The 11,592-nt window shown below is 46.1% G+C and carries 11 protein-coding genes; 10 read left to right on the top strand and 1 reads right to left on the bottom strand.

Annotated elements, in window-relative coordinates:
• Window positions 1-207: 207 nt before the first annotated feature.
• Genes AC9UEP_RS04920 through AC9UEP_RS04900 form a run of 5 tightly spaced genes read left to right on the top strand, consistent with a single transcriptional unit; the run spans window position 208 to window position 4,746 of the window.
• On the top strand, window positions 208-804 hold the full coding sequence (locus AC9UEP_RS04920; protein WP_509544563.1) for a DUF305 domain-containing protein: 597 nt from the start codon (window positions 208-210) through the stop codon (window positions 802-804).
• A 21-nt stretch (window positions 805-825) separates the two neighbouring features.
• A complete protein-coding gene (locus tag AC9UEP_RS04915) occupies window positions 826-1,824 on the top strand; it encodes a C40 family peptidase (RefSeq protein WP_509544560.1) in 999 nt (332 codons plus the stop codon).
• Window positions 1,821-3,035 (top strand): C40 family peptidase, encoded by a 1,215-nt coding sequence (locus tag AC9UEP_RS04910; RefSeq protein ID WP_509544558.1) that lies wholly within the window; start codon window positions 1,821-1,823, stop codon window positions 3,033-3,035. Before AC9UEP_RS04915 ends, AC9UEP_RS04910 begins: the two co-directional genes overlap by 4 nt.
• Window positions 3,036-3,067: 32 nt before the next feature.
• Window positions 3,068-3,889, top strand: coding sequence for a WD40/YVTN/BNR-like repeat-containing protein (locus tag AC9UEP_RS04905; RefSeq protein ID WP_509544556.1), 822 nt, complete (start codon window positions 3,068-3,070; stop codon window positions 3,887-3,889).
• Between the two features lie 47 nt (window positions 3,890-3,936).
• Complete coding sequence (locus tag AC9UEP_RS04900; protein WP_509544553.1) at window positions 3,937-4,746, top strand: alpha/beta fold hydrolase; 810 nt, start codon at window positions 3,937-3,939, stop codon at window positions 4,744-4,746.
• A 17-nt stretch (window positions 4,747-4,763) separates the two neighbouring features.
• Here AC9UEP_RS04900 and heR read toward each other — a convergent pair whose 3' ends face one another.
• The gene (gene heR / locus AC9UEP_RS04895; RefSeq protein WP_509544550.1) at window positions 4,764-5,558 is read right to left on the bottom strand and encodes a heliorhodopsin HeR; all 795 of its coding nucleotides are present in this window, start codon (window positions 5,556-5,558) and stop codon (window positions 4,764-4,766) included.
• Window positions 5,559-5,732: 174 nt separating this feature from the next.
• On the opposite strand from heR, the gene AC9UEP_RS04890 reads away from it, so the two are divergent.
• From AC9UEP_RS04890 to AC9UEP_RS04870, 5 genes are all read left to right on the top strand, one after another.
• Window positions 5,733-6,710 carry an ABC transporter permease gene (locus AC9UEP_RS04890; RefSeq protein WP_509544548.1) on the top strand — a complete coding sequence of 326 codons (978 nt, stop codon included), beginning with the start codon at window positions 5,733-5,735 and terminating at the stop codon, window positions 6,708-6,710.
• A gap of 60 nt (window positions 6,711-6,770) precedes the next feature.
• Window positions 6,771-8,525, top strand: coding sequence for an ABC transporter substrate-binding protein (locus AC9UEP_RS04885; protein ID WP_509544545.1), 1,755 nt, complete (start codon window positions 6,771-6,773; stop codon window positions 8,523-8,525).
• 101 nt (window positions 8,526-8,626) lie between these two features.
• Window positions 8,627-9,625, top strand: coding sequence for an ABC transporter permease (locus AC9UEP_RS04880; protein ID WP_509544543.1), 999 nt, complete (start codon window positions 8,627-8,629; stop codon window positions 9,623-9,625).
• Window positions 9,622-10,623 (top strand): ABC transporter ATP-binding protein, encoded by a 1,002-nt coding sequence (locus tag AC9UEP_RS04875; RefSeq protein WP_509544540.1) that lies wholly within the window; start codon window positions 9,622-9,624, stop codon window positions 10,621-10,623. Before AC9UEP_RS04880 ends, AC9UEP_RS04875 begins: the two co-directional genes overlap by 4 nt.
• Window positions 10,620-11,592: ABC transporter ATP-binding protein (locus tag AC9UEP_RS04870; protein WP_509544537.1), on the top strand; the 973-nt coding region annotated here is incomplete at its 3' end. The genes AC9UEP_RS04875 and AC9UEP_RS04870, both read left to right, overlap by 4 nt.

Below are 11,592 nucleotides of genomic sequence, written 5' to 3'. Positions count from 1 at the left end.
CAATTCGATCTATTGGTAATGGTCAAAAGAGTTGCAATAGCTGTGCATGGGAGAGCCTCGAGGAATCGGGGCTCTTTCTATTTACGACTCCGGTTTAGGGGACGATTCAGACAATGACTGAACGTAGCTGTGTATTTTTAGTCACAATTTATTAGCGAGTCTTTCTCACAAAGCCGCAAAAATAGTCAAGACTGGTAAAGTTTGAATGTGAACTCGGGAGATATAAGTAAGCAACACCTGGCCCCGCTTCTCGCAGTAATGGTGAAGAAAATTGTATTACTGATGGCCGTTATTTCTCTTCCCTTCATGAGCCAGCCTGCAACGGCCAGTTCACATGCCAGCAGTCTGAAAAGTCTGGGTATGAATGAGATTATGTTTGCTCAAGGCATGATTCCTCATCATCAACAAGCGATTGACATGTCTGCATCAGCCCTTGTGCGCTCTTCGAATACCAAAGTAAAAGCTCTTGCCTCAGAAATCATCTCCGAACAGAGGAAAGAGATGAAGCAGATGAAGTATTGGCTGGCGGCAAAGAAAGCGCCGCTAAAGATGGGACATGACATGGGCATGGGCGGAATGCTTTCTGAGGATCAAGTTGCAGAACTGAAAAAATTGCGTAGCCCAAAGTTCGATACCGCCTTCCTTAAAGCCATGATTGAGCACCACCAAGGTGCGCTCACTATGTTGTCAATGCTGAGTGGCTCAAAGAATTCAGAAGCGAGAGCACTGTCGAAGGAAATCCGAGCCGCGCAATCGGGGGAGATCTCATTAATGCAAAAGCTACTCATCGAAGTCTCGAAGTAAGCGAAGTTTTGGAGGCTGAGTATGAAGCGCTTCATCGCTGCTTTTTTAGTAGTTTTCTTTCTATTTGAGCCTTCCTTTGCGTGGGCAGCTCCCTCGGTTTCAGGTGCGCAACGGGAGGTAGATAGATTGCGTACCTTGGCCGCGGATAAATATGAGGCTGCAAATGAAGCAACTATAAGAATTGCCTCACTCGAAAGAGAAACAACAAGCTTAAAAGAGCAGGAATCTCTCATTAAAACCGATCTGGAAGAGGCAAAAAAAGTTCTTGGCCGAATCGCTCTGCAAAATTATCAAGGGTCAGGATTTGGGACGGGACTCGAGTTGCTTCTTAGCACCGACCCTTCTCAATATCTTGCCGATGCTTCTATGTTAGATCTGGTTGGGACTCGCTACGCGAATGAAATTCGCAAGTACATGCTAACGAAGCAGAAAGTTCAATCCTCTCAGCTTGTAATAGCCGATAGAGTAAATCTGCTTAAGTCTGAAAAAATCAAACTAAATAGAGAGGTTTCTTCGGCAAAGGCAGCCCTTGCGAAAGCGACGGGAATCCTTAACTCACTAAAGAAGGAAGATCGAGAGCGGCTGCGTAGCCAAGAAGCGGCAAGAGAAAATAAGATTTTCAAGGATTCACAAAAATACGCGACGAATTATGTTGGCGATAACTCAAGAGGATCTACCGCGCTGAAATATGCACTCAAGCAGATTGGTGATATCTATGTTTGGGCAGCTGCCGGGCCAACCCGCTGGGACTGCTCAGGGCTCACGATGCGCGCCTATCAAGCAGCTGGGGTGTCGCTGCCTCACTCTTCTCGAGTTCAAGTCAAGTACGGAAAGTCAATCTCTTACGGTTCATTGAAACCTGGTGACTTACTTTTCTTTGGCAAACCAATTAGTCATGTCTCCATCTATATGGGTGGTGGAAAAATGGTTCAAGCACCCCGACCAGGAAAAAAAGTAGAGGTAGTAAAACTAACGAAAATGTTTGGCAAGAAACCATTTGTAGGCGCTAGGCGACTATGACTAAGTTTAAGATAATTAGAGGGCTAACTACTCTCGTCATTGTTTTCTTTTCGATTTCAATTTTGCCGCCAGCTTTTGCCACTAAACATAAGCCTACAATCGCTCAAATTGAGGCGGCTAAGCGAATTGAAGAGGAGAAGAAAAAGAGCGCTGCGACTTCTGCAAAGAAACTAGTGGCAGCTGTGGGCAATCTCAAGAAGCTTGCAAACCTTGCAGCTGAGGCGAATAAAAAATATTTATCCGCTAAAAATGAACTTGCCGTTGCTGATAGAGAGTTGAGTGCTGCTACCAAAGTGGTAGAAGCAGCTGAAGCGGAAGTTTTTCAAACTCATCGAGATATTGGGAAATTAGCGGTGGCTGCTTATATTTCAGGTAGCAATATGGGCGGAATTGAAAATCTTTTAAGCGCGAATGGTCCACAAGATGCAATTGACACTATCTCCTTACTTGATAATTTAGGATCAAAAAATAAGGTCGCACTTGAACGATTCAAAGCGGCTGAAGAAACCGCCAAGCAAGCTAAGGCAATCGCGGTCATTGCAAAGGAACGTCAAGTAAAGGTTACTGAAAAAGTTGCGGTAGCAAAGAAGGAAGCTGATGCCATTCGAGATGCTCAGCAAGCAGAAGTTGATAAACTACAAGCAGTCCAAGATAAATTACAAAAGGAGCTTGCTTCCGCGAGAAAGGTAAGACTGACTCTTGAGCAGAGGCGTCAGTTGGCGCTATTGGAAGAGGCCCGATCAATTGAAGCTGGCAAGGTTCCAAACCAGGCAAAAGTCTGGCGGGGTGGCGGTCCTACCGGAGTTTCAAGTTCAAGAACTACCCTCGATCAGAGGCTGAAGGCTGTTGAATTTGCCAAGCGACAGGTGCTTGCTCAGAAGCCGTATGTCTGGGGCGATGAAGGACCAAACGCTTTTGATTGCTCAGGCCTGGTTTACGCTGCTTATAAATCTGCTGGGCTGGGTTGGCCGATCTGGGATCGTCTTAACTCAGGGTTGTTTTATACCTATACCAAGCAGATTCCAATCGCCGAGATGGAACCGGGTGACTTAATCTTTTATTCATATAAAGGAACTCAAAGCACCATTCACCATATGAGTATTTACGCAGGTGGGGGAATGATGTGGGAGGCAAGATCAACCAAAAAAGGACTAAGGTATTCAGATATTTACAGTATGCCCGGAATGATGCCATTTGCGGGCAGGGTCTAGCAGAATTCATAACTTCAAAGAATGAGGAATAGATGAAAAAGTCAGGTAGGAATAGTTTACTACTTAGATTTCTGATACTCGCGCTTATTGTTTTTCCGGGTTTTACTAATCATGCAAGTGCAGGAACTCTAGATTCAGTTTCACACATACATCATGTAAAAGTTGTAGAGAAAAAAGTGCTCGTCTTAACTCATGAGGGACTTTATGAGCTAGTTGGTGGGAATGACATAAAGTTGGTGGGAAAAGATAAAATTGATGTGATGGGGCTGACATCCCTTGGGAAGGTATTAGTTGCAAGCGGACACCCTGCCCAAGGTTCTAAAATGCCAAATCCCATTGGCCTAATTAGATCCACTGATGGCGGTTCAAGTTGGAAAGCAGTCTCTTTGGTCGGAAAAGTTGATTTCCACTCTTTAGACGGTGCCGGAAGTGAACTTTATGGCACAGATTCACAGAGTGGTAATTTACTTTACTCGTCAGATACTGGAAAGACATGGAGATCATTGGGTACAAATACCTTTGCGGATATTGCAGCCTCACCCGAAATGCCAGAAATGGCTGTGGCACTCAAGGGCTCTAAACTGCTGCTCACTGAGGACGCCTTTAAATCAACAAAAGAATTGAAAAACAATTTCAAATTTACACAGGTCGAATGGCGTAATTCGGGTCTTTACGCCTTGAGTGGTAACGCGCTTCATAGGTCATTAGATTCAGGGAAAACATGGACAAAGTTGAGTACATTTAAAGGGGCGACCGGGATTCTTAGTGCTAGCGATCAGTTAATATTGGTAACTGTGGGCTCAGATATCTATAAATCTTCTAACTCTGGAAAAAGTTTCAAACAGATTTCCTAATCCTGCGATTGGGAAAATATCCTTTGATTTTGCGCCATAATTGAGTCGTGAGCATTACTTCCAAGGTTTCCATGACGGATGAGTCCAATCCAGCCCTGGTGCTGGTTCATGGCCTGGGATCTGCCGGAACAATCTGGAAGAGTTTGATTCCGGACCTAGTTAATGACTTCACTGTGTACTCCATAGATTTACCTGGACATGGCACAGCAACTCTGCTGGAAGATGAAAAATATGACCCGCGTTCTCTCGGCGAGATGATTCTGGAGCATATGCAAGAAGTTCATAATGTGCACCAGATGCATCTAGCTGGAAATTCTCTCGGCGGTTGGATTGCACTAGAAATGGCGGCGCAAAGACCAACTCATGTTGCGAGTGTTACCGCTTTAGCTCCAGCTGGGCTATGGCTCGAGGGACCGACGATGAAGATTCCACCGAGTATAGATTCCAGAATTCTGGCCAAAATCACGCAATTTTTTATGCCTATCGCTTTTCATCTTCCGCCACTCAAAGCGATTGGATATCGGAAGATCACTCACTTATGGCGTGAACTTAGTTATGAAACGTGTAAAGACTCAGTAATTGCGATGGCGCGTTCTAAAGGTTACCGGCCCCTGTGGCAGGCGATGATGGGCAAGAAATTTGAATCAGATGTTGCCCCTGAGGTAAAGATTACCGTGGTCTTTGGTAGCTCTGATTTAACGCTCCCAGAGCCGTTGGCGCAGCAAAAGTTATCACTGCCAGTGCACGCAAAGTGGATTCGGGTACTTAATTGCGCACATGTGATTATGTGGAACCACCGTGAGACCACAGTGGAGCTAATAAAAGAGACAGCCGGTATCCAGGCTGGTTCTCACTAGGTATTACTAGTTATCCGTTAATTAGCTATTGGAATAAGTGAAACAGCGAAGATCTGCCATGCTAAAAGTGATTTAGCGCCAAGGCTTAGGATTAAGTAAGTCTTTTCACCAAACATGTAGTTTTTCCACTTTCCTACTCCACGATATTGCAGCCACTGATTAAGGCCGAAACAGAAGAAGAAGATTGCCTGAACGAGCATGATTAAGAAGAGACCATCAGGGGCATCATCGAGCGGAATTTGCGAGATATTTGCTGACATCGCTAGCCACGGAGTTATTCCGGCAAGTGTGCCAAACCAGAATGGCATCATGGTTGTTGAGTTGCGCCCCGGAGGATTCATCTTCTCTTGCAACCAACCAAAGAGAATCATGGCAATATTTGCACCGACTACTGCGATCAAAGCGGCAAGGGTCAAAATTCCCCAATACATGCTAATGATGGCAACCATCAGAGATGCACTTATTGCATACTCTGCCCAACGAAAGCGGTTAATTCCATTTTTAAGATCAGTCTCATAAGTCTTGCGGGCAAATGTTGAGGTGAGTAGATGATCAAGGCCAGCAAGAGTTAAAAATGCACCAATGACCCAGCCCACTCGAACTTCAAAAAGAGTTGAAGTAACTAGGCCTTCTGTCCCTGGGGGACCGGCTGGCGTAGAGTCCAAAACTTTGAGTGCAAAATCATTGGTGAGTATCAGCATCGCTGCTGCCTGAGCTAGGTGCAAAACGGTGAGGGCAATGTTCCATCTGCGCACATTGGTTAGTTTCGCCGGAGTTACCCCAGTTGCTATGACAGCATTTGTTGATGACATGTGATTTCTCCTCGGTGATAAATTCCAACAGGTATAGTTTTATAAGAATCCGCCGAACTTTAACATTTGTAGCGGGATTTCTACCCGATGAAATTCCCTATTTACCCCTAATCGTTACGATAAAGGCGTTATTTATTCTTGTATTTATGCATTAGGGGCGCTACTGTCCTTTAGATGAAGATCGAGGCTGATACCGCGAAAGGGGCTTCGGAGGCTGGGGAACTGACCAGTAGGAGCCCGCGAGAATTAGCCTGGCGCCGTTTTAAGAAGAATAAAGTGGGTATTGCAGCCCTGTGCACTTCACTCTTTTTTGTTTCAGCTGCAGTTTTTGCGCCAGTTGTGGCTTGGCTTGTGAATGTAAATCCTAATGAAAGAGATACCGCAGCACTTACTGCTCGCGGTGAAACCATTGGTCGCTTTGGTGGAATGAGCTGGAATCACCCACTAGGAGTTGAACCCGGTATTGGCTACGACATACTTGCGCGACTGATTTATGGTGCACGAATTTCATTTCTTGTGGCAGCAATTGCAACTTTGGCCTCTATTTCAATAGGCCTGCTGATTGGCCTTCTCTCAGGTTATTTCAGAGGAAGAACAGATAGCGTCCTCGGAAGATTTACTGATTTCCTACTGGCATTCCCGGCATTCTTCATGATTATCGCGCTAAGTGCACCGATGATTGCCCGAATTGAAAAATCTGGACTAGCTCGTGATAACAGCGCCCGAGTTTTATATTTGATCTTAGTTTTAGCACTTTTTGGTTGGCCTTATTTCTCTCGCATCATGCGCTCGCAAGTGCTCTCATTACGCGAGCGAGACTTTGTAATGGCATCTCGCGCCTTGGGGGCAAGTCACACACGAATTATTTTTAAAGAGTTGTTACCTAATTTATGGACTCCCGTAATTGTCTATCTTTCACTCGCTCTACCTGGATACTTAGCAGCAGAGGCGGTCTACTCTTACCTGGGAATCGGGGTACAGCCACCGGCTGCAACATGGGGGCTCTTGATTTCAGATTCAGTTAAATACATCATCAGCGAGCCCACCTACTTCATTATTCCATCACTTTCGCTCATTCTTGTAGTGCTCTCCTTTAACTTACTTGGAGATGCAGTGCGGGATGCGCTCGATCCGAAGAGCGAGAACACATAAAGAATTCCCTGCTTACATGCATGAAGTAGAGATGTAGTACCCACAACAAAAGGAGAACTCATGGCTAATCTCAAAGGCAAGAACGGCAGAATCGTTGCAGCAGTTGCTGTAATAGCTCTGCTTGTTGGTGGCTTTGTTCTGCGTCCTAGTTCAGGGGCCTCAGAGGGTGGAACCATCACTTATCTGACCAACTCTGAGTCATGGACGCACGCAGATCCAAACCGTAACTACACCGGACAGCACATCGCTTGGTTCGGTTCATATATGCACCGAACTCTGACCGCCTACGCGCGTGCTGAGGGAAGTGCGGGATCAGCTGTTGTTGCAGATTTAGCAACAGATACAGGTCGGGCATCAAATGGAAATAAGACATGGGAGTTCACACTCCGTGACGGCGTTACATTTGAAGATGGCTCGGCAATTACTTGCGAAGATATTAAGTACGGTGTTTCACGTACCTTCGCTACAGATGTAATTACAGATGGCCCAACATATGCAATCTCGATGCTTGATATTCCATCAGCAGAAGATGGTTCATCTGTATACAAGGGTCCATATGCAACTACAGCCAATGACACTGCCGCTTATGACAAGGCAGTGACTTGTTCTGAAGATAATAAGACAATCACTTTCAATTTGAAGCGCTCAGTGGGCGACTTCAACTACACAGTGACATACCTTTCATTTAGCCCGGTTCCAAAGGCTAAAGACACGGGAGATCAGTACGATCTTGCACCTGTTTCAACAGGTCCTTACAAGATTGAAAGCTATAAGGCTAAGGATGAGATGGTTCTTGTTCGCAACGAGAACTGGTCACAAGATTCTGACCCAATCCGTAAGGCCTACCCAGATAAGATCGTAGTTCGCTTCGGTCTCGCCGAAGAAGTCCGCGATCAATTGATCTTGACAGATTCAGATAAGAATTCATTCTCACTTGATGGAATCCTTCCTACAAATCTTCCAACAGTCTTTGATGACAACGGAGATCCACAGAAGGCTTACGCCAAGCGTGCATTGAACGTCTATGACCCATATGTTCGCTATGCCGCATTTAACGTCAAGAAGGTTCCATGCCTTGAAATTCGTCGCGCGGTCTACTTCGCAAAGGATGCAGCAGGACTCTTGCAGCTTTCAGGCGGAGCAGCATTCGGTGGAGACCCAGCAGATGGAGCAATCAAGCCGCTTATGGGACTTGATTACAAAAAGGTGACTGGTCTTGAAGACTATAAGCCTGCCGGAAACGCGGAAGCAGCAAAGGCGCTGATGGAGAAGGCAAAGACAACCTGCCCGACCGAATACGCACGAGCAACTGATGCAAAGCGTGGACTTGTATTCGATACAGCAGATTCTGAAACCAATAAAAAGGGTGCAGCTATCTGGATCGATTCAATGATGAAGAACGCTGGAATCGTAATGAAGTTTAACTTCATCGAACCAGGTGCTTACTACACAGTCGTTCTTGATGTCACAAAGCAATCAGATCTTTCTGCAGGTGGATGGGCGCCAGACTGGGCAAATGCATCAACTGTTATCCCAGAGCTCTTCACAAAGGAAGGCGGATTCCCAATGTCACAGAACTGGGATGATGCTGCCTATGCTCCATTTAAGCAGAAGGTTGAAGCTGCACTCGCAGAGCCAGATCGCACCAAGCAAGGTCAAATGTGGGCTGAACTTAATCAGTACGCAGTTGATCAAATGTGGATCGTTCCTGGCATCTTCTCCAAGACTCAAGAAATGTGGGGCTCAGGTCTCGGTGGAGTCTTCTTCTGGGAGCCACAAGGTGCACCGTCATTTGGTGACATCTACATCAAGTAATAACCAAAGCAAAACAAGTACCTAAGACTGCATAGGTCTGAGTAATAACTATTACTCAGACCTATGCAGCGCTACAACTACGAAATTAGAGGAAGGCTACGATGCTAAGTTATATCTCACGACGCTTAGGTGTCACCCTTCTCATTTTGCTCGGCGTGAGTTTTACCGTCTATGTGATATTTGCCTTCTTGCCATTTGATCCAGCCGCCCTTACATGCGGAAAAAACTGTAATGACCCCGGAATCATTGAAGCCAATCGCCGCCGACTTGGTTACGACCTTCCTTTCCTTACTCAGTATTGGAACTTCATTAAGGGGCTCTTTGTTGGTAGCTCCTACGGAATGGGTGCGGCGCTGATAAATTGCCCAGCCCCAAGCTTGGGTTACTCATTTAGAGAACACGCATGCGTTAGTTCAATTATCAGTGAAGCCCTTCCAGTAACGCTCTCACTTGCTTTAGGTGCACTTGTTCTCTGGCTCATCGTGGGCGTGGGACTAGGTGTTCTTGCCGCGCGCTACAAAGGAAAAATAGTAGATAGCGCAAGCACCGTCTTTGTTCTCATCGGAACTTCATTGCCAACATTTCTCACAGGGCTGATGTTGCTTGTCTTCGTCGTTATTAAATGGCGCTTGCTTCCATTTCCAGCTGGAAACTACACACCATTTTTTGAGGATCCATATGAATGGGCGCAGATTCTCTTCTTACCGTGGGTCACCTTAGCTTTTGCATATGCTGCGCTATATACGCGTTTTGTGCGCAGCGCCGTAATTGAAACGTCTAACGAAGATTACATTCGCACCGCTCGTGCCAAAGGGCTACCTGAAGGAACCATTCTTGGTAAACACACTCTTCGCTCGGCACTTGCACCGATTGTCACAATGGCAGGGTTAGATTTTGCTGGATTACTCGGTGGCGCAATTCTTACCGAATCTGTATTTAATTTGCCAGGCCTTGGCAGATTAGCAATCGGTGCCGTTGTCGAATATGACCTGCCCATCATCGTAGCCACCACACTGTTAGCTGCGGCCATCGTCGTTCTGATGAATCTCGTAGTCGATATTGCTTATGCCTTTATTGATCCTCGGGTGCGTATCACATGACACTTCTTCAGGTAAGAAATCTCAGCGTCGGTTTTCCAACCCCCGATGGAGTTGTTCAAGCCGTAAATGACATCTCTTTCTCAATAAGTGCAGGGGAAACACTGGCCATAGTGGGTGAGTCGGGCTCGGGTAAAACTGTGACAAACCTTGCTCTGATGGGGTTACTAAATAGCAATACTGCCCAGATTTCAGGAGCTGCGACTTTTCAATCGCACGACGGTGAGGTTGATTTACTAGGTATTGATAGAAGTAAATTACAGAAATATCGTGGCCGCGATATCTCCATGATTTTTCAAGATCCAATGTCTTCACTGCACCCTTATTACTCAATTGGGGATCAAATTATTGAAGCCCACCAGGTTCATAATCAGGTGGAGCCGGAAGTCAGTCGCCAGCGAGCTATTGAGTTACTAGGGCTGGTTGGAATTCCAGATCCTGCAGCTCGAGTAGATTCATACCCACACCAATTCTCTGGTGGTATGCGCCAACGTGTCATGATTGCAATGGCGCTGGTGAATAATCCATCACTACTAATTGCTGATGAACCAACAACGGCACTTGATGTCACCGTGCAAGCTCAAATTTTAAACCTGCTCAAAGATTTGCAGAATAAATTCAAAATGGCAATCATTTTAATTACCCACGATCTCGGCGTGGTCGCAGGTGCTGCAGATAACGTCAATGTCATGTATGCCGGGCGCATAGTTGAAAGTGCTAACGTCTTTGATCTCTATGCCAAGCCATCAATGCCATATACACAGGGCCTGCTCGACTCTATCCCGCGCTTAGATCAGCCACATACAAATCGACTCTCAGCTATTCCAGGTCAGCCGCCTTCGATGATTTCGCTACCACCAGGATGTTCATTTGCTCCACGGTGCTCGCGCAAAGACGAAGTTGCAGGCGGCCGTTGCAGCCTAGAACTTCCCGAACTCACATTACGCAGTGCTTCACACAGTGCTCGATGTTTTATCAGTGAAGGAGCCGTTGCAACATGAGCACGCCAATATTAGAAGTCACAAACTTAGCGAAATACTTTCCGATTCAATCCCAAGGAATATTTTCCAGAGTAAAAGGCGATAACAAGGCGGTCAATGGAATTTCATTTACTCTCAACGCTGGTGAAACTCTGGGCTTAGTGGGCGAGTCTGGCTGCGGTAAATCAACAGCTGGTCGCATAATCTTGAAGTTAGATGAGCCAACCTCAGGTTCGATTAAATTTGAAGGCGAAGACATTACTAATTACTCGCCATCGAAGATGAAGCCACTACGCACGCAGATGCAGATGATTTTCCAGGATCCGTATTCGTCACTGAATCCGCGCCACACAATTGGGTCGATTATCTCTGCCTCATATGAGATTCAGAAGTTAATCCCTGAAGGCGGCGTGAAGCATGCTGTTCAAGATCTTATGGAGCGTGTGGGTCTTAACCCCGAACACTTCAACCGCTACCCTCACGAGTTTTCCGGCGGGCAACGCCAAAGAATTGGAATCGCACGAGCACTTGCGCTCAAACCTAGATTTATTGTCTGCGATGAACCTGTGTCGGCACTTGATGTATCAATTCAAGCGCAAGTAATTAACTTACTCGAAGATTTACGCGATGACTTTGGTCTTTCCTATCTATTCATCGCCCATGATTTATCTGTGGTGCAACATATTTCTAACCGTGTTGCCGTGATGTATTTAGGAAAAATCATGGAACTTGCTCCCACCGAAGAGCTCTATCAGCTCCCACATCATCCATACACGCAAGCCTTGTTATCAGCTATCCCACTTCCAGATCCAATTCTGGAGCGCAAGCGCGGACAAATCATTCTGCAAGGAGATATCCCAAATCCGGTAAACCCTCCGACGGGATGTGTGTTTAATACCCGTTGCTGGAAGGCTCAAGAAATTTGCCGCACTACCGAGCCTGCTCTCGTGCAACTAGGTGCTTCACAAGTTGCCTGTCACTTCCCAAATT

The sequence above is a fragment of the Candidatus Planktophila sp. genome (assembly GCF_040402315.1).
Lineage (GTDB): Bacteria > Actinomycetota > Actinomycetes > Nanopelagicales > Nanopelagicaceae > Planktophila.
The sequence above is the reverse complement of the archived record's forward strand: the minus strand, read 5'-3'. Positions and strand labels throughout refer to the sequence as shown.